The organism is Herbidospora mongoliensis (assembly GCF_001570545.1).
GTDB lineage: Bacteria > Actinomycetota > Actinomycetes > Streptosporangiales > Streptosporangiaceae > Herbidospora > Herbidospora mongoliensis.
Genome location: NZ_BBXD01000022.1, coordinates 229,292 through 251,747, shown reverse-complemented (window position 1 = coordinate 251,747; position 22,456 = coordinate 229,292). Strand labels below are relative to the sequence as shown.

Annotated in this window: 24 protein-coding genes; 5 read left to right on the top strand and 19 right to left on the bottom strand. The window is 68.0% G+C overall.

The window, feature by feature from the left end:
- Positions 1-79: 79 nt before the first annotated feature.
- The 14 genes from AW272_RS33105 to AW272_RS33040 form a co-directional block, all read right to left on the bottom strand.
- Positions 80-403: a DUF2469 domain-containing protein gene (locus tag AW272_RS33105; protein ID WP_030455669.1), complete on the bottom strand. Its 324-nt coding sequence runs from the start codon at positions 401-403 to the stop codon at positions 80-82.
- The gene (locus AW272_RS33100) at positions 400-1,107 is read right to left on the bottom strand and encodes a ribonuclease HII (protein ID WP_066373518.1); all 708 of its coding nucleotides are present in this window, start codon (positions 1,105-1,107) and stop codon (positions 400-402) included. Before AW272_RS33100 ends, AW272_RS33105 begins: the two co-directional genes overlap by 4 nt.
- A gap of 22 nt (positions 1,108-1,129) precedes the next feature.
- Positions 1,130-1,747, bottom strand: a complete 618-nt coding sequence (gene lepB / locus AW272_RS33095) for a signal peptidase I (RefSeq protein WP_066373516.1) — start codon at positions 1,745-1,747, stop codon at positions 1,130-1,132.
- An 11-nt stretch (positions 1,748-1,758) separates the two neighbouring features.
- Positions 1,759-2,568 (bottom strand): signal peptidase I, encoded by an 810-nt coding sequence (lepB, locus tag AW272_RS33090; protein WP_066373514.1) that lies wholly within the window; start codon positions 2,566-2,568, stop codon positions 1,759-1,761.
- A gap of 160 nt (positions 2,569-2,728) precedes the next feature.
- A complete protein-coding gene (gene rplS / locus AW272_RS33085; protein ID WP_066373513.1) occupies positions 2,729-3,091 on the bottom strand; it encodes a 50S ribosomal protein L19 in 363 nt (120 codons plus the stop codon).
- A 119-nt stretch (positions 3,092-3,210) separates the two neighbouring features.
- The gene (trmD, locus tag AW272_RS33080; RefSeq protein ID WP_066373511.1) at positions 3,211-3,981 is read right to left on the bottom strand and encodes a tRNA (guanosine(37)-N1)-methyltransferase TrmD; all 771 of its coding nucleotides are present in this window, start codon (positions 3,979-3,981) and stop codon (positions 3,211-3,213) included.
- A 1-nt stretch (position 3,982) separates the two neighbouring features.
- The gene (rimM, locus tag AW272_RS33075; protein ID WP_066373509.1) at positions 3,983-4,495 is read right to left on the bottom strand and encodes a ribosome maturation factor RimM; all 513 of its coding nucleotides are present in this window, start codon (positions 4,493-4,495) and stop codon (positions 3,983-3,985) included.
- A gap of 138 nt (positions 4,496-4,633) precedes the next feature.
- On the bottom strand, positions 4,634-4,876 hold the full coding sequence (locus AW272_RS33070) for an RNA-binding protein (RefSeq protein ID WP_066373507.1): 243 nt from the start codon (positions 4,874-4,876) through the stop codon (positions 4,634-4,636).
- A gap of 1 nt (position 4,877) precedes the next feature.
- Positions 4,878-5,381: a 30S ribosomal protein S16 gene (gene rpsP, locus AW272_RS33065; RefSeq protein ID WP_066373505.1), complete on the bottom strand. Its 504-nt coding sequence runs from the start codon at positions 5,379-5,381 to the stop codon at positions 4,878-4,880.
- Positions 5,382-5,538: 157 nt separating this feature from the next.
- Positions 5,539-7,080: a signal recognition particle protein gene (ffh, locus tag AW272_RS33060; protein WP_066373504.1), complete on the bottom strand. Its 1,542-nt coding sequence runs from the start codon at positions 7,078-7,080 to the stop codon at positions 5,539-5,541.
- 70 nt (positions 7,081-7,150) lie between these two features.
- Positions 7,151-7,705: a GTP-binding protein gene (locus tag AW272_RS33055; RefSeq protein WP_066373643.1), complete on the bottom strand. Its 555-nt coding sequence runs from the start codon at positions 7,703-7,705 to the stop codon at positions 7,151-7,153.
- Between the two features lie 25 nt (positions 7,706-7,730).
- Entirely contained in the window at positions 7,731-8,123 is a 393-nt protein-coding gene (locus AW272_RS33050; protein WP_066373503.1) for a DUF742 domain-containing protein, read from the bottom strand.
- A gap of 2 nt (positions 8,124-8,125) precedes the next feature.
- Positions 8,126-8,560 carry a roadblock/LC7 domain-containing protein gene (locus tag AW272_RS33045; protein ID WP_066373501.1) on the bottom strand — a complete coding sequence of 145 codons (435 nt, stop codon included), beginning with the start codon at positions 8,558-8,560 and terminating at the stop codon, positions 8,126-8,128.
- A complete protein-coding gene (locus AW272_RS33040) occupies positions 8,557-11,298 on the bottom strand; it encodes a sensor histidine kinase (protein ID WP_245657860.1) in 2,742 nt (913 codons plus the stop codon). Before AW272_RS33040 ends, AW272_RS33045 begins: the two co-directional genes overlap by 4 nt.
- A 587-nt stretch (positions 11,299-11,885) precedes the next feature.
- Here AW272_RS33040 and AW272_RS33035 point away from each other — a divergent pair.
- Genes AW272_RS33035 through AW272_RS33015 form a run of 5 tightly spaced genes read left to right on the top strand, consistent with a single transcriptional unit; the run spans position 11,886 to position 16,258 of the window.
- Positions 11,886-12,881 (top strand): ABC transporter substrate-binding protein, encoded by a 996-nt coding sequence (locus AW272_RS33035; protein ID WP_066373496.1) that lies wholly within the window; start codon positions 11,886-11,888, stop codon positions 12,879-12,881.
- 13 nt (positions 12,882-12,894) lie between these two features.
- Positions 12,895-13,668, top strand: a complete 774-nt coding sequence (locus tag AW272_RS33030) for an ABC transporter permease (protein ID WP_083958962.1) — start codon at positions 12,895-12,897, stop codon at positions 13,666-13,668.
- Positions 13,665-14,456: an ABC transporter permease gene (locus AW272_RS33025; protein ID WP_245657852.1), complete on the top strand. Its 792-nt coding sequence runs from the start codon at positions 13,665-13,667 to the stop codon at positions 14,454-14,456. Before AW272_RS33030 ends, AW272_RS33025 begins: the two co-directional genes overlap by 4 nt.
- A 9-nt stretch (positions 14,457-14,465) precedes the next feature.
- Positions 14,466-15,254, top strand: a complete 789-nt coding sequence (locus tag AW272_RS33020; protein WP_066373493.1) for an ABC transporter ATP-binding protein — start codon at positions 14,466-14,468, stop codon at positions 15,252-15,254.
- Positions 15,251-16,258: a methyltransferase gene (locus AW272_RS33015; RefSeq protein ID WP_245657851.1), complete on the top strand. Its 1,008-nt coding sequence runs from the start codon at positions 15,251-15,253 to the stop codon at positions 16,256-16,258. Before AW272_RS33020 ends, AW272_RS33015 begins: the two co-directional genes overlap by 4 nt.
- A 22-nt stretch (positions 16,259-16,280) precedes the next feature.
- On the opposite strand, the gene AW272_RS33010 is transcribed toward AW272_RS33015, so the two are convergent.
- From AW272_RS33010 to AW272_RS32990, 5 genes are all read right to left on the bottom strand, one after another.
- Positions 16,281-16,841 (bottom strand): GTP-binding protein, encoded by a 561-nt coding sequence (locus AW272_RS33010; RefSeq protein WP_066373640.1) that lies wholly within the window; start codon positions 16,839-16,841, stop codon positions 16,281-16,283.
- A 7-nt stretch (positions 16,842-16,848) separates the two neighbouring features.
- A complete protein-coding gene (locus tag AW272_RS33005; RefSeq protein WP_066373489.1) occupies positions 16,849-17,220 on the bottom strand; it encodes a DUF742 domain-containing protein in 372 nt (123 codons plus the stop codon).
- A gap of 19 nt (positions 17,221-17,239) precedes the next feature.
- A complete protein-coding gene (locus AW272_RS33000; protein WP_066373484.1) occupies positions 17,240-17,662 on the bottom strand; it encodes a roadblock/LC7 domain-containing protein in 423 nt (140 codons plus the stop codon).
- The gene (locus tag AW272_RS32995; RefSeq protein ID WP_157518967.1) at positions 17,659-20,976 is read right to left on the bottom strand and encodes a nitrate- and nitrite sensing domain-containing protein; all 3,318 of its coding nucleotides are present in this window, start codon (positions 20,974-20,976) and stop codon (positions 17,659-17,661) included. The genes AW272_RS33000 and AW272_RS32995 overlap by 4 nt, the downstream gene beginning before the upstream one ends.
- 126 nt (positions 20,977-21,102) lie before the next feature.
- Entirely contained in the window at positions 21,103-22,383 is a 1,281-nt protein-coding gene (locus AW272_RS32990; RefSeq protein ID WP_066373481.1) for a glycosyltransferase, read from the bottom strand.
- Between the last annotated feature and the right edge of the window lie 73 nt (positions 22,384-22,456).

Below are 22,456 nucleotides of genomic sequence, written 5' to 3'. Positions count from 1 at the left end.
CCGAAAACGCCCCGAGCCGCGCCCTGTGGAAAACCAAAAGGGCCGGGTCCAATGGACCCGGCCCTTGAAAGCAGGCAGCTCAGCTGGAGAAGCCCTCCTTGGGCATCTCCAGATCAGGCTTGGCGAGCTCTTCGACGTTCACGTCCTTGAACGTCACCACTCGCACGTTCTTCACGAATCGCGCCGGTCGATACATGTCCCACACCCATGCGTCCTGCATCTTCACGTCGAAGAACACTTCGCCGTTCTCCGCGGTGCGCACCTCCATGTCGACCGAGTTCGTCAGGTAGAACCGACGTTCGGTTTCGACGACGTACGTGAACAGACCGACCACATCGCGGTACTCGCGGTAGAGCTGCAGCTCCATCTCGGTCTCGTACTTCTCGAGATCCTCCGCGCTCATTCCGGCCCTCCTGTTCCCAACCCCGTTTCGGCCCCTGGTTCATTCTCCCGCATCCTCATACCCGGCATCGTCCGAGCCACTGTCACGAACGAGAACCTATGGTGCTGGGTTGGCCCGTGGTGAGCGAGGGCCGCCCGGTGGTCTCTGGTCACGTAACCCTTGTGCCCGGCGAAACCGTATTGGGGGAATGTTTCGTGCAGGGTTGTCATCATGCGGTCCCGGGTCACCTTCGCAACGATCGACGCGGCCGCTATGCAGGCGGCCACCTGGTCACCCTTCCAGACGGCCAGTGACGGCGCGGGGAGGCCGGGGACCGGGAATCCGTCGGTCAGGATGTATCCGGGCGTGAGACCCAACCCGGCGACCGCCCGGCGCATTCCCGCCACGTTGCACTTGTGGAGGCCGCGCTGGTCGATCTCGGTGGGCGGGATGACGACGACGCTGACGGCCTTCGCGGTCGCCATGATCTTGGCGTGATATTCCTCGCGGCGGGCCTGGGTCAGCAGTTTGGAGTCGTTGATGCCGTCGATCTCGCGCCCGAGGACCACCGCGGCGACGACCAGCGGGCCCGCGCAGGCGCCACGGCCTGCCTCGTCGACGCCGGCGACGGGCTGAAGGCCCCGGCGGGCCAGGGCGCGCTCATAGCCGTAGAGGCCAGAGTCACGGCGGACCACGCTCGGGCGTGGACGATAGGCAACTGTCATGACAGAAGCAGCGTACGCCCCATCACCGGACGTTGGAGAAGGTCTCCGGCTGCGATATGAGACTGAGCCGGTCAAGTGGCCAATAACGAGCGAAGGCGAAGCCGATGACGTCGTCTTCGGAGATCGTGCCCTTGAACTCGTCGTCCATGTAAGCGCGGGAGTCCATCGAGTTGGAACGGTGGTCTCCCATCAGCCACAGGCGTCCCGCCGGCACCTTCACCTCGAAGGTTCGGCCGGGGTAGTCGCCGGGGTAGAGGTATTTGCCCTCTTCGTCGATCGGCGTGCCGTTGACGGTGATGTGGCGCTGGGCGTCGCAGCATTTCACGGTGTCGCCGCCCTTGCCGATCACGCGCTTGATCGTGTCCTCGCCGTCCCAGCCCTTGAAGACCACGATGTCGCCCCGGTCGATCGAGCCGAACTGGAGGACCACCACGCGGTCGTTGACCAGCAGGGTGTTCTCCATCGACTCCGATGGGATCCAGAACGACCGCATCACGAAGAAGTGGACCAGGAGGGCGACGATCACGCCACCGATCGTGAACGTGATCGTTTCCCGGAGGGCTGACTTCTTCTTTTTCTCCGGCTTACCGGAATCCTCCGGCGTGCCGGAGGAATTGGTCTCTTCTTCTGCGACGGCCACGGGCGGAAAGACTACCGCTTGACGCGTATGCGGCGCCTAAGCGCCCAGAGCGGGAACACCCCGGCGAAGCCCAGCAGCAGCGGGACGGCGTCGGAGGACGCCGCGGCGGCGACCAGGCCCTTCTGGCCGAACGTTTCGGGGATCGGCAGGATCCCGGCCCGGTCGAACGGCCAGACCTTCACGAACGCACGGCCGATGACCTGGTCGATCGGGATGGCGCCGCCACCCGGGTCGCCGCCGTGGGCGCGCGAGTCGAGCGAGACGGAGCGGTGGTCGCCCATGACCCACAGGCGGCCGGGGGCCACGTCGATCTCGAAGTTGCCCAGCGACGGGACGTCGCCCGGATAGAGATAACTCTCCTCGTCGAGAGGGACGCCGTTGACGGTGATGCGGCCCTTGGCGTCGCAGCACTTGACCTTGTCGCCGGGGACGCCGATGACGCGCTTGATGTAGTCCTTCTCGCCGGGGACCACGCCGAACGCGGTGCCGACCCAGCGGAAGAACCCGGCGATCGGGTTGGCGGGCGGCGCGAACTCGGCCTCGCCGGCCCAGGAGTCGACGCCGGAGAAGACCACGACGTCGCCGCGCTCGATGTCGCGGACGCGGTAGACGAGCTTGTTGACCAGGACCCGGTCGTTCTTCAGGAGGGTGTTCTCCATCGACTCCGACGGGATGTAGAACGCCTGGACCACGAATGACTTGATGAGCAGGGCCAACACCAGCGCCACCACGATCAGGACTGGCAGCTCACGCCAGAACGAGCCCTTCTTGTCCTTGCCGGGCTTGGCGTTCTGATGGGTGTCTTCGGCGACCACGTCCACCCCGTCCTGGTCTGGGAAGTCAAGTGATGCGGCGCGCCTACGCGCGCCTAGACGAGCCTAAATCATGGTCACAGTACGCGACGTCGCCGACTCGGCTTCCACTCCCCAAAACTGCGAAAGCCCGTGCCTGGCAGGCACGGGCTTCAACGCTTTTGACCGCTTACTTCGCGGGCAGGGCGTCGCGGCGCTCGCGGATGCGGGCGGCCTTACCGCGCAGGTCGCGCATGTAGTAGAGCTTGGCGCGGCGGACGTCGCCACGGGTCACCAACGCGATCTTCTCGATCACCGGGCTGTGAACCGGGAAAGTACGCTCGACTCCGACGCCGTAGCTGATCTTGCGAACGGTGAACGTCTCACGGAGACCACCGTTCTGGCGGCGCAGCACGAAGCCCTTGAAGACCTGGATACGAGAGCGGTTGCCCTCGATGACGCGGACGTGCACTTCGAGCGTGTCGCCCGGACGGAACGCGGGGATGTCGCTGCGGAGGGCAGCCTTCTCAAGCGCCTGGATCTGCGTGTGCATGACTGAGGTTCCTCATCAGTTGGAGAAAGAACACCCGGAGGTCCGTCCGTCCCCTGCGAGATGGGGCGTCGAGAAGGACGCGGGCACGACTAACCTGCGAACGGCAGGCATTCGGCGCTTCAGTCTGCCACAGGATCGCCATCGGCGCGAAACGTGTCAAGGGTCTTGAGGTCGGCGGCCGACAGGTCGCCGCGCTCGATCAGCTCGGGCCGCTTCTGCAGGGTCCGGCGCAGCGCCTGGTCCCGGCGCCAGCGCGCGATCTTCCCGTGGTGGCCGGAGAGCAGGATCTCGGGCACCTCGTGGTCGCGCCACACCGGCGGCTTGGTGAACACCGGCCCTTCGAGCAGGTTCTCCATCGCGCCGGGCGCGAAGGAGTCGTCGGTGGCCGAGACCGCGTTGCCGAGCACGCCGGGCAGCAGCCGGGCGACGGCCTCGATCATGACCAGCACGGCCGCCTCGCCCCCCGCCAGCACGTAGTCACCGATGGACACCTCGTCGAGGCGCAGGTGGGTGCCATATTCGATCATGACCCGACTGTCGATGCCCTCGTAGCGGGCCGGCGCGAACAGCAGCCACGGCTCGGCGGCGTATTCGAGCGCCACGGCCTGTGTGAACGGCCGGCCGCTCGGAGTGGGCACGATCATCCGCGGCAGTGCCTCTTCGGAGGCGATCACGTCGTCGATCGCCGCGCCCCAGATCTCCGGCTTCATGACCATGCCGGGACCGCCGCCATAGGGGGTGTCGTCGACGGTCTTGTGTACGTCGTGCGCCCACTCCCGCAACTGGTGGAGGCGCACGTCGAGGATGCCCTTGTCGCGCGCCTTGCCCATCAGGGAGACGTCGAGGGGCGCGAAGTACTCGGGGAAGATCGAGATGACGTCGATGCGCATGTCAGGCGTCGAGGTCGAAGAGACCCGGCGGCGCGGCGACGACCAGCCGACCTGCCGCGAGGTCGACGTCGGGCACCAGCGACTTCACGAACGGCACGTAGGCGTCGTCGCGACCGGGACGCTTGACCACCAGCAGGTCCTGCCCGTGGTGCAGCACGTCGGACACCTCGCCCAGCGGCTCGCCCTCGACGGAGACGACGACCAGCCCGATGAGCTGGTGGTCGTGGAACTCGTCGGGATCGTCGGAGGGCGTGACGTCGGCCGAGTCGATGACGATCAGCGTGTCGCGCAGCTCCTCGGCGGCCTCACGGCCACGGACCCCTTCGAGCGCGAGCATCAGGATGCCCTTGTGCCAGCGGGCGTTCTCGACGACGAGCGGCCCCCGGGAGGCCGGGTCGGTGGTCAGCCGGGTGCCGGGAGCGAAGCGCTCCCCCGGCTCGTCGGTGCGGACTTCGACGGTCACCTCACCGCGGATGCCGTGGGGGCGGCCGATTCGGCCGACGACGAGCTGCATAAGAGGTTCTCCAGAAAAACGACGATCCCGGGAGACCGGTGACGGTCTCCCGGGATGACGGGATGCTCTGCTTTGAGGCAGATTCACAGCGCGAACCACGACCGAACCTGTTTTCTAGGCAGGTTCGCAGCGTCTCGCTTAGCGGGCCTCGGTGAGGTCGACCAGGTCGACCCGCACGTATTTGCCGTCGGACAGGGCGTTGACGACGGTGCGCAACGCCTTGGCCGTGCGGCCCCCGCGACCGATGACCTTACCGAGGTCTTCGGGGTGGACCCGGACCTCCAGGACACGCCCGGTGCGGATCTTCCGCGCGCGAACGCGGACCTCGTCAGGATGCTCGACGATGCCCTTAACCAGGTGCTCGAGGGCCTCCTCGAGCATGTCAGGCCTCGGTTTCCGATGCGGACTCGGCGGGCGCCTCGGCGGGTGCCTCGGCGACGGGCTCGGCCTTGGCCTCGGGCTTGGCCTCAGCCTTGGGCTCGGCCTCAGCCTTGGGCTCAGCCTTCTTCTTCCGCTGCGTGGTGGCGGCGGAAGCGGGCTCGCTCGACAGGGCCTCCCTGGCGGCGGCCTCGTAGATGGCGTGGCGGTCGGCCGGAGGCTCGGCGACGAGCAGCGGAGCCGGAGCGGCCTCGCCCTTGTACTTCTGCCAGTCACCGGTGAGCTTGAGGAGCTTCATGACCGGCTCGGTCGGCTGCGCGCCGACGCTCAGCCAGTACTGTGCCCGCTCGGAGTTGACCTCGATGCGCGAGGGGTGCTCCTTCGGGTGGTACAGGCCGATCTCCTCGATCGCACGGCCGTCACGCTTGGTGCGGCTGTCGGCGATGACGATGCGGTACTGCGGGTTGCGGATCATGCCGAGCCGCTTGAGCTTGATCTTGACTGCCACGGGTGTGGTCTCTCCTGCTTCAAAAATGGATGAGCGGCGTCACATCGAGTGGGGCACGAAGTGGCGGCCACTCCAGGGACAGGCGTGGAACGCGGGGGTTAGAGGGCGCCCGCCGGACCACGATGTTCCAACATGACATTCTGCCAGATCGAAGCGGCTACTTCTGCCCGGGCAGCTTGAACTTCGACGGGTCGAACCCCGGCGGCAGCTCCAGCCCCTTGGGCAGGCTGCCGGGAGTGAGGTTGCCCAGCATGCCGCCCGACGGCTTGGCCGGAGTGTCGGCGGCGGGTTCCTTCGGCAGACCGGCCTTGCGGGGATCGCCGCTCACGCGCCGGCCCTTCTTCGGCTTCTGCTGCTTCTGCTTCCCGCGCCCGCCCGGCATGCCGGGGATGCCGATGCCCTGCGACATGCGCTTCATCATCTTCTGCGCCTCGAAGAAGCGGGTCACCAGGCCGTTGACCTCGGTGACGCTCACGCCGGAGCCGCGCGCGATGCGGGCCCGCCGGGAACCGTTGATCATCTTCGGCTCGGCGCGCTCACCCGGGGTCATCGACCGGATGATGGCGGCGACCCGGTCGAGGTCCCTGTCGTCGACCTGGTTGATCTGGTCGCGCATCTGCCCCATGCCGGGCATCATGCCGAGCAGGTTCTTGATGGGGCCCATCTTGCGGACCATCATCATCTGCTCGAGGAAGTCGTCGAGGGTGAAGTCGTCGCCCGAGGCCAGCTTGTCGGCCATCTTGGTGGCTTCGGCCTCGTCGAACGTGCGCTGCGCCTGCTCGATCAGGGTGAGGATGTCACCCATGTCGAGGATCCGGCCCGCCATGCGGTCGGGGTGGAAGGCGTCGAAGTCTTCGAGTTTCTCGCCCGTGGAGGCGAACATGATCGGGCGACCGGTGATGTGCCGCACCGACAGGGCGGCGCCGCCGCGGGCGTCGCCGTCGAGCTTGGTCAGCACGACCCCGTCGAAGCCGACCCCGTCCATGAAGGCCTGCGCCGTGGTCACGGCGTCTTGGCCGATCATGGCGTCGACCACGAACAGCACCTCGTCGGGGCTGACCGCGTCGCGGATGTGGGCGGCCTGGGCCATCAGCTCCTGGTCGATGCCCAGGCGGCCGGCGGTGTCGATGATGACGACGTCGTGCTGCTGACGACGGGCGTGGTCGATCGACTGGCGGGCCACCTCGACCGGGTCGCCGACGCCGTTGCCCGGTTCGGGCGCGTAGACGGCGACCCCGGCGCGCTCGGCCATGACCGAGAGCTGCTGGACCGCGTTGGGACGCTGGAGGTCACAGGCCACCAGGAGCGGCACGTGGTTCTGGTCGCGCAGCCAGCGGGCCAGCTTGCCGGCCAGGGTGGTCTTACCGGCACCCTGGAGACCGGCCAGCATGATGACCGTCGGCGGGGTCTTGGCCAGGCGCAGGCGGCGGGTCTCCCCGCCGAGGATCTCGATCAGCTCGTCGTTGACGATCTTCACGACCTGCTGCGCCGGGTTCAGCGCCTGCGAGACCTCGACACCCCTGGCCCGTTCCTTGACGTGGGCCACGAAGTCCTTGACCACCGGCAGCGCGACGTCTGCCTCAAGCAGGGCGATGCGGATTTCACGGCAGGTCGCGTCGATGTCGGCGTCGGAAAGCCTGCCCTTGGACCGGAGCGAGGAGAAGACCGAAGTCAGCCGGTCGGAAAGCGTCTCGAACACGTGATTGGCCAGCCTCGAAGGGAATCGTGGTGGATCAGGGGACTACCCCCGGCCGCCCAAGCCTATCCGCTCACCAGCGAGGGCCGCCCACACGCGAGGTGAGCGCGTGCTCCACCAGCGTGATGAGGGCGGTCTTCACCGAATCGCGGGAACGGGCGTCGGTACGGACGATCGGGACGTGGGCGGAGAGGGTCAGCGCCTCTCTGATCTCGTCCTCGGCATGGGGGTACATGCCGTTCCAGCCGTTGATGCCCACAATGAACGGGAGGCGGGCCTCCTCGAAATAGTCGACCGCGGGGAAGCTGTCGGCCAGCCGCCGGGTGTCCACCAAGACGATGGCGCCGATCGCACCACGTACAAGATCATCCCACATGAACCAGAAACGGTGCTGACCAGGGGTGCCGAACAGGTAGAGGATCAGATCCTCGTCCAGGGACACCCGGCCGAAGTCCATGGCCACCGTCGTCGTGGTCTTGTTGGGCGTCAGTGCCACGTCGTCGATGTCCTTGGAGGCGTCGGTCATCACCGCCTCGGTCGTCAGCGGGACGATCTCGGAGACCGCCCCGACGAAGGTGGTCTTGCCCACCCCGAAGCCACCCGCCACGACGATCTTCGTCGAGGTCAGGCCGCGGCTCGGGCCGCCGCCGTGGCTATAGACGTCGAAGTCCACTGAGAACCCTTTCCAACAAACCCAAATCTGGCATCCCGGCGTCCAACTGCGGCTGGTGTACGTGCACCAGGCCCTCGGCGACCATGTCCGCGATCACCACGCGGATCACCCCGAGCGGGATGTGCAGCAGCGCCGACACCTCCGCCACCGAGCGGACCTGACGGCACAGGGAGCTGATCGCCCGGTACTCCGGCGGCCGCTGCGACAGGTCGTGCTGCAGCGAGGTGGCCGACGACACCAGCGCCTCCAGCGCGAGCTGCATGCGCGGCGTCGTGCGGCCGCCGGTGACGGTGAACGGACGGACCGGCGACGCAGGCTCCGGTCGCGGTGGCGGCTGGCCGCCCCCGTAGGGAGGCGGCCCCCACGAGTCCATGGTCATCTCCTCGGGTTGGAGGCCTGGAGTTCGGCCCTGACCGCAGGAGTGAGCACCTGACCCGCGCGCTCGACGAACAGTGTCATCTGGTAGGCCACCAGGCCCAGGTCGCTGTCGGCCGCCGCGAGCACCGACAGGCACGAGCCGTCGCTGATCGACATGATCAGCAGCAGCCCGCGCTGCATCTCCACGACGGTCTGGGTGACCGCGCCGCCCTCGAACACCCGGGAGGCTCCCTGGGTCAGCGAGATCAGCCCGGCCGCGACCGCGGCGAGCTGGTCGGCGCGGTCCTTCGGAAAGCCGTCCGAGTAGGCCAGCGGCAACCCGTCGGCCGAGACGACGACGGTATGGGCGACGCCCGGCACCGACAGGACGAAGTCGTTGATCAGCCAGTTGATGCCTCGGGCGGCCTGGCTCATCTCTCTCACGCTGGTCATTCCCCTCTTCCTGAGTAACCCTCGTCCTCGCTGATCTCGCCCCGGGTCACGGCACGGCCCTGACGCACTCCGTATTGGAGGCTGGAGAGCCTGCTTCGCGCACGGTCGGGGGAGAGGGACGGCGGGGGTGACACGGCCGCCTGCCGGTTCGGCTCAGCGGAGCCGGGGACCAGGTTGGCCTTGGGTACGCGTTTTGGCAGGCCGGCGGAGGTGCTGGCCTCGTACTGGGGCTGCTGTGCGGCGACGCCCCACGCGGTGTCGGCCGCGGTTTCCTTCCAGGTCTCCTCGACCTTGGTCTCGTCCTCGGGCTTCTTGAACCAGGCGGACTCGACCGAGGCGAAGATCGGCAGGAACTCCTCGGGGCGATCGGGCCCGGACGGCTCCCGGACCGCGGGCAGCGGTCCGGTGACGTCGGCGTCCCTTTCGCTGAGACCCGAGAGGCCACCCAGCGCCGAGTCGAACCTGCGCCGGGGCAGCGGTCCACCGGACTGCTGCTGCGGCATCGGCGGGGGCGGCCCGAACATCGTGGGCTGTGCCCCCGGCGCGCCGTTCGGCGGCGCCTGCGCGGGCGCCTGCTGCCGGGGCGGCGGCCCGAAGAGCGACTGCTGGGGACCCGTGTGCTGCGAGTTGTACTGCGGACCCGTGTGCTGAGGGCCCGTGTGTTGCGGACCCGTGTGCTGCGGGGCCGGCGGTGCGGGCTGGGTGTTGTACGGACCCGTCGACGGCCCCAGCGGACCGGGTGACGGCAGCGCGGGCCGGCCGCCCTGCCCGCCGCCGAGCTGCGGCGTGCCCCAGCCCCCGGTGGTGTCCTGCGGAGCCTGTGACACCTGGGGCGCCTGGCTCTTGGGAGACCACGTGGGGGCGTACCCGCCGGTGTTGTAGTGCTGCTGCACCGCGGCGGCCGGGACAGCGATCAGCGACTCGGGCAGCAGCACCATCGCGGTGAGGCCACCGCCGTCGTGATTCCTTATCTGCACCCGGATGCCGTTGCGCAGCGCGAGCCGGCCGACCACGAACAGGCCCATCCGGCGGGACACCGACACGTCGACGACCGGCGGATTGGCCAGCCGCCAGTTCGTGGCGCCGATCTCGTCGGGGTTCATGCCGATGCCGGAGTCGGTCACCGACACCATCACTCCCCCGCCGTCTATCCGGTTGCCGGAGACGATGACGCGGGTGTCACGTGCGGAGAACGAAATGGCGTTCTCCACCAGCTCGGCGAGCAGGTGGATGACGTCGTTGACGGCCTGGCCGGCCAGGGAGACCTCGCCGGGCACGTTGATGACGACGCGCTCGTACCCTTCGACCTCCGACAGCGAGGCGCGCACGACGTCGGTGACCTCCACCGGCTGACTCCACCGGCGGGCGGGTTCCTGACCGGCGAGAACCAGCAGGTTCTCGGAGTTACGGCGCATGCGCGTGGCGAGGTGGTCGAGTTTGAACAGGTTGCCCAGCCGGGCCTCGTCCTGCTCGCCCTGCTCCAGGCCGTCGATCAGCGCGATCTGCCGTTCCACCAGCGTCTGGGTGCGGCGGGACAGGTTGACGAACATCGCGCTGATGTTGCTGCGCAGACGCGACTCGTCGCCCGCCAGCCGGACCGCCTCGCGGTGGACCTCGTCGAAGGCCCGCGCCACTTCACCGATCTCGTCGGCGCCGCTGACGCCGATGGGGGCGACCTGCGAGACCGTCTCGTGCGAGGCGTCGTTCTCCCGCAGCCGCTGGACGAGGTCGGGCAACCGGTGCCCGGCGATCTCCAGCGCCTCCGACCGCAGCCGGCGCAGCGGCGTGGTCAGCGAGCGGGCCATTCCGGTGGTGATGAGCAGCACCAGCGCCAGGATGACCACGACGACCAGGATGTTGATGAGGGCGCCGCGCTGGTCGGAGTCGGCCAGGGCGTCGGCCTGCTCGATGATCGATTTGTCCAGCCCCTTCTCGACCTCGTACATGCGGTCGATGCCGAAGCTGCTGGCCTCGAACCACACCTCCGAGTCGTCTCCGGGGGTGCCGTCGAGGTTGACGATCTGCCGGTCGAGGCGGATGCGCTCCATCGCCGATCCGCGCAGGAACTCGGCCTGGTCGATGCGGGAGCCGGTCACGGTGTCGGCGTAGAACTGCCGCTCGGCCGGGGTGGCCGCGAGCCGGAACGCGCTGATCTCACTCTCGAACCGCTTACGTGCGGCGGTCAGGGCGTCGAGCTCGTTGGGAGTGAAGTTGCGCTTCTGGATGCCGACGTCGAGCAGGCTTCGCATGGTCGACTGCTCGTGCTTGGCCCGGCCCAGCGCGGTCATCGCGATGCTGGTCCCGTCGATGGCCTCGTCCGTGCCGCCCTGGCCGACCTCTTCGTAGAAGCGCAGGAGGTCGCCGATGACGAGGGAGTACTTCTCGATCGTCGGCAGCGCGAGCAGGTCGGACTCGACGGTGATCTCGCGGAGGTTGGGCAGCTCGCTGAGGCGGCCGTCGACGCGCGTCAGTTTCTCTTTGCCGAGTTCACCGAGAGATTCTGCGATCTCTGGTACGCGCGCCCGGACTTTCTCCGCAGCCAAGTCCACTTTGGCCTGTTGTGCGTCGATCAGGTTAAGTTCAGACTCATTGGTGCGATTGCCGGATGCGTACCGGCTAGTCAAACTTTGTTCCAGTTCGAGCTCATGGACGAGCTCCCCCAGCGTTCCGGTGAACGCTGCGATTTCACTCACTCGCTGATATTCCGCGGCACTGGTAACCGCGCTGATGACGCGCATGGCGCCGAGAACGACCGCGGCGACGGTCGGAATCATGATCAGTGCGATGAGGCGGTTACGTACCCGCCAGTTGTGCAACGCCATCCGATTGGAGGTCGTGTCCCGATGTCCGGCCGGTTCCCTCGGGGGTTCCGGCGGAGCCTCAGGCGCGGTGCGGTGATCACGCTCGATCGTTGCCGTCCTCACAGGCCGCACCCTTCCGATAAAAGAAATTTCAATTTTCTTCGGGATACCTCCCATAAGCCAGGGGCAATTGGAGCATATGACTCGTAGCTCTACCAATAGCCACATTGGTTTTGGCCCGTTCCAAAGATGACCATTCATCGCATTGTTACCTCACCGCTGGTCACAGCATGACCGAATCCATGTTTCCGGTTCGCGGATTCGATGGATCGGTCCAAACGCCCAAAAGCACCCCGAGCGACACAAAAGTCACACCAGCAGATTTATTTACAAGTTTGGTGACATAGTGCTCTTATTCCTGTTGATGGTGATTTTGAAGCGCTACAGTCTTCGCCGTCGCCCGCCCGGCCCCGCGATCTTCGGCCAGGGCGGGTGCGACCCCCCCTTCTAAGGAGACTCCACCTATGAGGCGCCTTTTTGCGGGCCGTACGCTCATCGTGGGCGTACTGGCTGCGTTGACTCTTTCCGCCTGTGGCGGTGGCGAGACCGAGGCCACCGGCGGTACCGGTTCCGGCGGGCTTGAGAAGTCCGCCATCACCATCGGCGTCGTGGCCGTGCCCGACGCCGCACCGATCCAGATCGCTCTGGACAAGGGCTTCTTCAAGGAAGAGGGCCTCGACGTCAAGATCTCCGTCGAGGTCGGCGGCGCCGCTGCCACGCCCAAGCTCGTCGCGGGCCAGCTCGACGCCATGCTCGGCAACTACGTCGCGCTGTTCCTCGCGCAGCAGGCCGGCGCGGGCAAGTTCAAGGTCGTGGCCGACAGCTACCAGGCCGCCCCTGACAACTTCGTCATCATGACCAAGGGCGACAACGCCTCGATCAACACCGCGGCCGACCTGGCCGGCAAGAAGATCGCCGTCAACACCCTCAACGCGATCGGCACCCTCGCGGTGACCGCGACCGCCAAGGTCGCCGGCGTCACCATCAACGAGAAGGAACAGTACGTCGCCATGCCGCTGCCCGAGATGGGCGCGGCGCTGGAGACCGGCACCGTCGACGCGATCTGGGTCGCCGAACCGTTCATCTCGGCCAACGCCAAGGCCGGCGCCAAGAAGGTCGCCGACAGCATGGCCGGCCCGCTGGAGAACTTCCCGATCGCCGGCTGGGTGATGACCGACAAGTTCACCACCGAGAACCCCAAGACGGTCGCCGCCTTCCAGCGCGCCCTGGCCAAGGCGCAGAACCTGGCCGCCTCCGACCGCAAGGTCGTGGAGGAGGCGCTGCCCAAGTACACCAAGATCGACGCCGCCACCGCGGCCGTCATCGCGCTGGGCACCTACTCCACCTCGCTGAGCGAGGCCCGCCTCCAGCGGGTCGCCGACACGCTGACGGAGTACGGCATGATCCCGTCCGGCTTCGACGTGAAGGCGCTGATGGCGCCGCCCGCCGCCGCGCAGTGACGACGTGCCGAAAGTGAACGGGGCGAGTCTGCTCCGCGGTCTCATCGGGACCGCGGGGCTGCTCGTCGTTCTGGAGGCGGCCGGACGGCTGGGCGCGTGGGACACCGAAAGACTGCCCCTCGTCTCGACCGTCCTGCTGCGGGCCGGCGAACTGCTCGCCGACCCCGAGTTCCTGGTGAGCGCCCGGTCGAGCCTGACCACGTGGGCGTTCGCCCTGGCACTGACCATCGCGATCGCCGTGCCGGCCGGGCTGCTGCTCGGCATGGTCCGGCCCGCCGAGGTGGCGGTGCGACCGCTGATCGAGTTCCTCCGGCCGATCCCGTCGGTCGCGCTGATCCCGCTGGTCATCCTGATGTTCTCCGAGACCACGCACATGCGGATCACGGTCGCGGTGTACGCCGCCCTGTGGCCGGTGCTGGTCAACACCATCTACGGCGTCCGCGACGTCGACCCGCTGGCCAAGGAGACGCTGCGCAGCTTCGGCTTCGGGCCCGCCTCGGTCGCCTACCGGGTGGTGCTGCCGGGCGCGGCGCCCTTCATCGCCACCGGCATCCGGCTCGCCGCCTCGGTCGCGATCGTGCTGGTCGTGACGTCGGAACTGATCGCGGGCGGCATCGAGGGCGTCGGGGTCTACATCACCATCGCGGCGAGCGGCAACCGGCTCGACCTGATGATCGGCGCGACCATCCTGGTCGGGCTGTTCGGCATTCTGGTCAACGCGGTGCTCGTGGCCGGAGAGAACCGGCTGTTCCGGTGGCACCGGGCCCGGACGGAGGGCGTCACGTGAGACGAGCGACTTTCGGCGTGCTCCGGCTCTGGATCGTGCCCGTGGCGCTGGTGCTGTGGGAACTGGTCACGAGGATGGCCGGTTCGCCGTACTTCCCGCCGCCCACGCAGATCGCGGGCCAGCTCTACGACATGTGGCTGAGCGGCCCGCTCTCCCAGCTGCTGCTGACCGACGACGCGCTGAACACCTTCGGGCCCAGCCTCGGCCGGCTGCTCGCGGCATGGATCATCGCCGGCGTGCTCGGCGTCGCCTTCGGAGTGGCCCTCGGGCGGATCCGCGGCCTGGCCGACTACGCCGACCCGGTGCTGCAGTTCCTGCGGGCGCTGCCGCCACCGCTGCTGGTGCCCATCTTCTTCGTCCTGTTCAAGATCGGCACCCCCACGCAGCTCGCGGTCATCGTCTTCGGCGTGATCTGGCCGGTGCTGGTCAACACGACCGACGGGTGCCGGGCGGTGGACAAGGGCTTTCTGGAGACCGCACGGGTCTTCCAGTTCAGCCGGTACGACGTCCTGCGCCGCGTCATCCTGCCCGCCGCCATGCCGAAGATCTTCGCGGGTCTGCGGCTGAGCCTCTCGCTGGCGCTGATCCTCATGGTGGTGTCGGAACTGGTCGGCAGCAACAGCGGCATCGGCTACAGCCTGCTCTACGCGCAGCAGTCCTACGACTACGCCGGGGTCTGGGCGCACATCGTCCTGCTCGGTGTGCTCGGCCTGCTGTTCAACGCCCTGTTCCTCGTCGCCGAGGGCCGCGTCCTGTCCTGGCATGCCAACGCCAGGCGAACCGTTTAGGAAGATCCGGTGCTTGAGTTAGTCGATCTGGGCCACAATTACGGCTCCTACCGCGCCATCGACCGCGTCAACCTGAAGGTCGCCCAAGGTGAGGTGGTCTGCATCGTCGGGCCATCGGGCTGCGGCAAGTCGACCCTGCTGCGGTCGATCGCGGGGCTGATCAAACCCACCGGCGGGACGGTCCTGCTCGACGGCAAGCCCGTCGACGGCAGCCCCGAGAACCTGGCCGTGGTGTTCCAGGACTACAGCCGCTCGCTCTACCCGTGGATGTCCGCGCTGGCCAACGTCAGCCTGCCGCTGCGCCGCCGGGGCCTGGACAAGAAGAAGCGGGAAGCCGCCGCCATGAACGCGCTCGACCAGGTCGGGCTGTCCGGGGCCGCGGCGAAGTATCCCTGGGAGATGTCCGGCGGCATGCAGCAGCGGGTGTCCATCGCCCGCGCGCTGGCCTACCAGCCGAAGCTGCTGCTGATGGACGAGCCGTTCGGCTCGGTCGACGCGCAGACCCGCGAGGAGCTGGAGGACCTGACCCTCCGCGTCTGCGCGCACCACGGCATGACCATCCTGCTGATCACCCACGACGTCGACGAGAGCGTCTACGTCGGCGACCGCGTCGTGGTGCTCAGCAAGGCCCCGGGCACGGTGGTGGGCGACCTGCCCGTCCAGCTGCCGGGGCCGCGTGACCAGATCCACACCCGCGAACTCGAGGCCTTCGTACGGCTCCGCGCCGAAGTCGGCCGTCTCGTACGCGGCATCACACCGTACAGAAACACCCACGGATATGGAGTGGAGACCAGGTGACCCAGAACGATCCGGCCGCCCCGGTATGGGATGCGATCTACGGGATCTCCCGCTTCGCGGCCCTCGCCACCATGGCGGAGCTGGGCTGCGCCGACCATCTCGCGGCCGGCCCGCTGACGGCCGACGCGCTGGCCGAGCGGTGCGGCGCCGACCCGCTGTCGCTGCGCCGGACGCTACGCGAGGTGGCGTCGATGGGGTTCCTGCGTACCGTCGCTGACGGGTATGAACTCACCGAATCCGGCCACATCCTGCGCGACGACGTACCGGGCTCGGTGCGTTCGGCCGTGCGCATGGTCGGTCAGGAGGCCTTCTGGTACGCCATGGGCCAGCTCCCCGAGACGGTCCGCACCGGCCGGAGCGTCTTCAAGGAGAAGTTCGGCCACGTCTACGAGTACGTCGGCGCGCACCCCGAGATCGCCACGTTGTTCGATCACTACATGACCGTCCGCGCCGAGCCCTTCGCGGCGGGCCTGGCGAACAACTACGACCTGAGCGGCGCCCGCAAGGTCGTCGACCTCGGCGGCGGACGCGGGCACATCCTGAGCGCGTTGCTCCAGGCCAACCCGCACCTCGACGGCATGCTGTTCGACCTGGAGAGGGTGCTGGAGAACGGCCGGACCGCGCTCACCGAGGCCGGCCTGGCCGACCGCTGTGAGTTCGTCGTCGGCGACTTCTTCGCCCACATCCCGAGCGGGCCGGACGTGTTCCTGCTGGCCAACGTCATCCACAACTGGAGCGACGAGGACTGTGTGCGGATTCTGCGCAACGTCCGGGCGGCGATGCCGGCAGACGGACGGGTGCTGATCCTGGAGATCGTCCTGAGCGACGACGACGCGCCCCACGTGGGCAAGGACGGCGACATCCGGATGCTGTCGCTCTCCGGCGGCGGCATGGAGCGCACTCCCGCCGAATATCAGACTCTGCTGGAGAAGAGCGGCCTCACCACGGCGCGGATCCTGCCCCTTCCGGGGTGGGCCAGCGTCATCGAGGCCGTACCGAACTAGAAAAGGGACCGAGGTCCCCGGCTCAGCGCTGCCAGCCGGGGACCGCGACCCGCATCGTCAGTGCGTGTTCCACCAAGGTGATCAGCGCGTTCTTCACCGAGTCACGGGACCGCGCGTCGGTGCGCACGATCGGGGTGTGCGGCGACAGCGACAGCGCCTCGCGCACCTCGTTCTCCCCGTGGGGGAAGGTGCCGTCGAACCCGTTGACGCCGACCACGAAGGGGAGCTGCGCCTCCTCGAAATAGTCGACAGCGGGGAAGCTGTCGGCCAGGCGGCGCGTGTCGACCAGGACGACGGCGCCGATGGCGCCGCGTACGAGGTCGTCCCACATGAACCAGAAGCGGTGCTGACCGGGGGTGCCGAACAGGTAGAGGATCAGATCCTGATCGAGCGACACCCGGCCGAAGTCCATCGCCACGGTCGTCGTGGTCTTGTGGGGGGTCAGACCGAGGTCGTCGATTCCCTCCGACGCGTCGGTCATCACCGCCTCCGTCGTGAGCGGCACGATCTCCGACACCGCCCCGACGAATGTCGTCTTGCCGACGCCGAACCCACCCGCCACGACGATCTTCGTCGAGGTCAGGCCCCGGCTAGAGCCTGCGAAGTCCACTGAGCACCCTTTCCAACAAACCCAGATCCGGCTTACCCGCGTCGAGCTGCGGCTGGTGCACCTGCACCAGGCCTTCCGCCGCCATGTCGGCGATGACCACCCGCGTCACACCCAAGGGCATGCGCAGCATGGCCGAGATCTCCGCGACCGACCTGACCTGGCGGCAGAGCGACGTGATCGCCTGCCGTTCAGGAGGCATGGTCGAGACATCCACGTGCGCCGCAATGACAGAGGAGACGAGTGCCTCCATGGCGAGCTGAACTCGCGGGGCCGTGCGCCCACCGGTCACCGCATAGGGGCGCACCAGCGAACTTTGCTCCGCTGGGGGCTCACCTGTCCAGCCGCCTGCCACGGCGACCTCCTCATCTCGATCAACGGGGCTGGGAAGCCTGGAGTTCGGCGCGGACAGCAGGGGTCAGAACCTGGCCCGCCCTCTCGACCAGCAGCGTCATCTGGTACGCCACCAAGCCCATGTCACAGTCGGCCGCGGCCAGCACGGCCAGACAGGAACCATCGCTGATCGACATGATCAAAAGCAGTCCACGCTGCATCTCGACCACGGTCTGCGTTACGGCTCCACCCTCGAAGACCCTCGAGGCTCCCTGCGTCAACGAGATCAACCCGGCGGCGACCGCGGCGAGCTGGTCGGCGCGGTCCTTCGGGAATCCCTCCGAGTACGCCAGGGGCAACCCGTCAGCGGAGACCACAACCGTGTGCGCCACACCGGGCACGTTGTTCACGAAATCTGTGATCAGCCAATTGACGCCGCGAGCGGCCTGGCTCATTTCCCTCATGCTTCATCCTTATCGGTCTCTTGACCCTGGCCCTGGGCGGGGTTTGCCCCGGGCCAACCCTGCTCCTCGCTGATGTCTCCCCTCGCCACCGCGCGGCCCTGCCGTACGCCGGCTTGGAAGCTGGCCAGGCGGTTGCGCACGCGATCGGGCGACACCGACGGAACGGGAGCCATCGGCACGGGAGCCGAGGGCGCGGCCAGTTCGGCCGAGCCGGGCACCAGGTTGGCCTTGGGCACCCGCTTCGGGAGGCCGGACGAGGTGATTCCGCCGAGTGAGGGCTCGGCCGCCGCCTGGGCGGCCTGCCAGCCGGCGTCCACCGCGGGGGACGACCACGCGGTGCGCTCACCGGGGCTCTCGTCGTCGCCGGGCACCTCCTGATCCGGCACACGCCGGAACCAGTCGGACTCCACAGCGGCGAAGATCGGCAGGAACTCGTCGATCTCGTCGAGGGGCGAGTTGCGGACTGCGGGCAGCGGTCCGGTGTTGTCGACATCAGCTTCGAAGGGCCCGCGAGAAGAAGCGGGCGTACCCGGCCAGGAACCGTTCTCGGCCGGTCCGCCGGGCCATCCAGGGGTGCCGGATGCGGGCGTCTGCCCCGGCCACGGCGTGCTGTTCGCACCCGGCGACGGATAGCCGCCCGAGGGGAACCCGCCTGTGTTGTGACCACCCGTGTTGTGACCACCCGTGTTGTGACCACCGGTGCCGTGACCGCCGGTGTTCAGGCCGCCGGTGCTGTGGCCACCCGTGTCGAAGGAGTTCCGCTGCTCGTAGGGCGGCTCGAAGGCGCCGCTGTCGAGCGGGCCGCGCGCGAACGCGGTGCGGTCGAACGGGCCGGTGTCGGTCGGGCTCGGCCCTCCGCCGAACATCCGCTGACCCTGCGGCCCGGTGTCGAACGATCCCCGCTCAGGCGCGGGTGCGGCGAAGGGGTCGCGCTCCGGCTGGTCGAAGGGGTTGCGCTGCGTGGCGGGCGGCCCCGCGGGAGCCAGGGGGTTGTTCGGCGCCGGGTTCTCGAACGGGTTGCGCTGGGGCAGCTGACCGAACGTGGTGTCGAACGGGGTGCCGCCGGTGGTGCTCGCCCAGGGGTCGGGCGGTCCGTCGCTGCCGAAGGGGCGCGGCATCGTCTCGAACGGGGTCGGGCTGGCCAGGGCGGGCTGCTGTTGTCCGAACGAGCCGGCGCCGGGGGCGCCGAACGAGCCCGACGGGCCGGGCAGCGCGGGCTGTCCGCCCGTGGTGTTCAGGCCCTGCTGCGAGCCGCCGCCGGGGAAGGCCGCCGCGGCCTGGGCGAGCAGGGTCTCGGGCAGCAGCACCATCGCGGTGAGGCCGCCGACGTCCTGCTGGCGGAGCTGGACGCGGATGCCGTGGCGCAGGGCCAGCCGGCCGACCACGAACAGGCCCATCCGGCGGGACACCGACACGTCGACGACCGGCGGGTTGGCCAGGCGCCAGTTGGCGGCGCCGAGCTCCTCGCTGGTCATGCCGATGCCGATGTCGCTCACGGAGATCATCAGACCGCCGCCGTCGATGCGGTTGCTCGACACGGTGACGCGGGTCTCGCGGGGCGAGAAGGAGATGGCGTTCTCGACCAGCTCGGCGATCAGGTGGACGACGTCGTTGACCGACTGGCCGACGACGGCCGCGCCCGACTGGACCTGGATGGCGACGCGTTCGTAGTTCTCGACCTCGGAGAGGGAGGCGCGGACGACGTCGACGATCGGGACCGGCTGGCCCCAGCGGCGGGCGGGTTCCTGACCGGCGAGGACCAGGAGGTTCTCGGAGTTACGGCGCATGCGGGTCGCGAGGTGGTCGAGCTTGAACAGGTTGCCCAGCCGGGTCTCGTCCTGCTCGCCCTGCTCCAGGCCGTCGATGAGGGACAGCTGGCGTTCCACCAGCGTCTGGGTGCGGCGGGAGAGGTTGACGAACATCGAGTTGACGTTGCTTCGCAGGCGGGCCTCGTCGCCGGCCAGCCGGATCGCCTCGCGGTGGACCTCGTCGAAGGCGCGCGCCACTTCACCGATCTCGTCGGAGGTGGTGACACCGATGGGGGCGACCTCGGGCAGGTCGGCGGCCTCACCGGACTCACGCAGCTTCTGGACGGTGTCGGGCAGTCGCGAACCGGCGATCTCGAGGGCCTCGCGGCGCAGGCGGCGCAGCGGCCGGGTGAGCGAACCGGCGACCAGGGTGGTGATGACGAGGACGACGAGCAGCAGGACCAGGATCAGCACACCGGAGATGACGGCGCTGCGCTGCTCGGAGTCCTGGAGCGTGACCGACTGGTTGACGACCGAGTCGCCGACGCGCTTCTCCACCTCACGCATGAGGTCGACGGTCGCGGTCGTGGAGTCGAACCACCGCTGGAGGTCGTCACGGCGGGTGCGGTCGAGGTCGATGATGGCGCCGTTGGACTCACGGAGCTGGGCGAGGGCGGCGGCGCGCATCGAGTGGGCGCGCTCGGCCATCTCGCCGCGGACCGTCTGGCGGTAGAACGCCACGTCGGCCGGGGCGGCCTCGCTCTGGAAGATGGCGAGCTGGGTGTCCTGGGAGCGGCCCGCGCTCAGGAAGTCGGACAGGTCGTCGTAGTCGAACCTGGCGTTGATCTGCCTGGGCGTGCTGGCGAGGGTGATGGTCAGCAGACCGCGGCTCTTGGAGACGTCTTCCTTGGCCCGGGTGAGTGCGGCCAGCGCGGTGGTGTCGGCGAACAGGCGCTCGTCGGAGCCGGCGGAGCGGATCAGGTCTTCGTGGAGCGAGGTGAGCTCGGAGATCATCGACGTGTACATGACGACGGCCGCTCGCGCGGGCACGCTGTCGTTGTCACGGACGCCCTTGCGCAGACCGTCGAGACCGCGGAGCCATCCGGCGATCTTGGCGGCCCGGTTGAGCACACGGGCCGAGTGGGCCGAGTCGAGAGACTGGAGCGTGGCAAGTGCTTCGCCCGAAAGGTCGTCGACCTTCCTCGAGACCTCTTGGACCTCGTCGAACCGGTTGTTCCGGCGACCCTCCTGGATGAACCAGGCCGTGTAGTCGCGCTCCTTGGCCAGCTCGTGGTTCAGCCCGTCGAGCTGGACCACGAGCCGCGAAACCTCGGTCAGTCTCCGGTATTCGGTGGAGGTGTTGATCGCGGAGGTGAGCTGCACCGCCGCGAAGATGACGCCCACCACCGTCGGGAGCAGGATCAGGGCGACGAGACGGGAGCGCACCCGCCAGTTTCCCAGCCGCATGAACGCGGCCCCTGGAGCTTTGGCGGCGGGGGCGGGCGCCGCCTTCTCCTGCACGCCTGCCTCGATGCCGAGGCCACCTCGCGGGTCGTGCGTTGTCACTGGCTTTTACAACCTCTCGCCTGTCACTCCTGTTGCCCTCTATGGCACCAGAAATTGGAACACACTGTTACCAGATCAGCGAATTACTCTCGGATCGCCGAATCGGACATCAAGTGCGATTGGTGCTTATTCCTTGACCGCGACCTTCTCAATGACGTCCGCGGCCACGCGGAGGCCGTCTCGGCGGCGGAGCTCCTCGCCCTTCGCGGCCAGGTCGGCGCGCAGGGCTGAGTCGCCGATCAGGCGGTCGATGGCGGCGATGAGCTCGTCGTCGGAGAACTTGTAGGTGTCCAGGCGGACGCCGTAGCCCTTCTCGTCGACGCGCTGGGCGTTGTCGTACTGGTCCCAGAACAGGGGCAGCACGATCATCGGTTTGCCGAAGTGGAGCGCCTCGACGGTGGTGTTGTTGCCACCGTGGGTGATGACGAGGTCCACCAGCGGGATGATCTTCGTCTGCGGTACGAACTCGGCGCCCCACATGTTGGAGGCCAATTCGATCTCCTCGTGGAGGGGGCCCTTGGAGACGATGTACTGATGCGGAGTGCGCGACAGCACGTCGACCACCCGGCGCATCAGCTCCACATCGGCCGAGCCGAGCGAACCGAGCGAGAAGTAGATCAGCGCGTTGTCACCGCGCTCGAACGGCAACGTGAAGTCCCCGTCCGTTTCGCGAACCGACGAGTCCAACCGGGTCCACGTAGGCCCGAGCGGGCGCTCGACAGTGTAGTCGAGGAATTCGGGATAAACGTAGAGGTTCGCGTCACCTTCGTGAATGAAGTCCAGGTCCGGGAGCGGCGGCGCACCCTGTTCCACGACCCACTCGTTGAACGCCGTCCAGACCTCGCGGTGCGTGCGCTCGTACTCCTCGGAGAACTCCTTCCACCCCTCACCGGTGGCCGGGAGACCCGAGAAGACCGGGGCCACGCCGTCGCCGCGCACTTCCAGCGGGTTGCACGACACGATGCGCACGAACGGCACGCCCGCGCTGAGCAGCGCCGGGAACGTGATGACGTTGTCCTCGACGATGACGTCGGGCTTGACCCGCTCGATGATGGCCTTGAGCTGCGGCTCGCAGTACTTCGCACCGTCGACGAGCGCGTCCCAGATCGGCTTGGTGACCGTCTCGAGCTGCTCCTTGGTCGACTTGCGGTACTCCGGCGCGGTGTCGCGGATGAAGTCCTTCCAGAACTGGCCCGCGTCCTGCTCCTCGTCGGTCGGCGGAGCGAGGTCGACCAGGTCCTCTTCGAACCCGAGGGCGGTGAGCTTGCCCTTCCAGGACGCCTCGGCCGCGAACACCACACGGTGACCGCGGTTACGCAGGACGTCTCCGATGCCGATGCAGTTGTTGGTGGGCCCGTAGGCGCTCTCCGGCATGAACAGGACGGTCAGCGGCTTGTCAGCAGACATTGGGGTTCTCTTCTCGCGGTAAACGATCGTTCCAACGCGTGACGGCGAAAAGCGGCGAAGCCCCCGGGGACTC

Bases quoted from the DNA above. Each gene is read 5' to 3' on its own strand.
- AW272_RS33105 (WP_030455669.1), bottom strand. From the start codon at position 403: ATGAGCGCGGAGGATCTCGAGAAGTACGAGACCGAGATGGAGCTGCAG.
- AW272_RS33100 (WP_066373518.1), bottom strand. From the start codon at position 1,107: ATGACAGTTGCCTATCGTCCACGCCCGAGCGTGGTCCGCCGTGACTCT.
- rplS (WP_066373513.1), bottom strand. From the start codon at position 3,091: ATGCACACGCAGATCCAGGCGCTTGAGAAGGCTGCCCTCCGCAGCGAC.
- trmD (WP_066373511.1), bottom strand. From the start codon at position 3,981: ATGCGCATCGACGTCATCTCGATCTTCCCCGAGTACTTCGCGCCCCTC.
- rimM (WP_066373509.1), bottom strand. From the start codon at position 4,495: ATGCAGCTCGTCGTCGGCCGAATCGGCCGCCCCCACGGCATCCGCGGT.
- AW272_RS33070 (WP_066373507.1), bottom strand. From the start codon at position 4,876: ATGCTCGAGGAGGCCCTCGAGCACCTGGTTAAGGGCATCGTCGAGCAT.
- AW272_RS33050 (WP_066373503.1), bottom strand. From the start codon at position 8,123: ATGGACTCGTGGGGGCCGCCTCCCTACGGGGGCGGCCAGCCGCCACCG.
- AW272_RS33045 (WP_066373501.1), bottom strand. From the start codon at position 8,560: ATGACCAGCGTGAGAGAGATGAGCCAGGCCGCCCGAGGCATCAACTGG.
- AW272_RS33040 (WP_245657860.1), bottom strand. From the start codon at position 11,298: ATGCGCGTCATCAGCGCGGTTACCAGTGCCGCGGAATATCAGCGAGTG.
- AW272_RS33035 (WP_066373496.1), top strand. From the start codon at position 11,886: ATGAGGCGCCTTTTTGCGGGCCGTACGCTCATCGTGGGCGTACTGGCT.
- AW272_RS33000 (WP_066373484.1), bottom strand. From the start codon at position 17,662: ATGAGGGAAATGAGCCAGGCCGCTCGCGGCGTCAATTGGCTGATCACA.
- AW272_RS32990 (WP_066373481.1), bottom strand. From the start codon at position 22,383: ATGTCTGCTGACAAGCCGCTGACCGTCCTGTTCATGCCGGAGAGCGCC.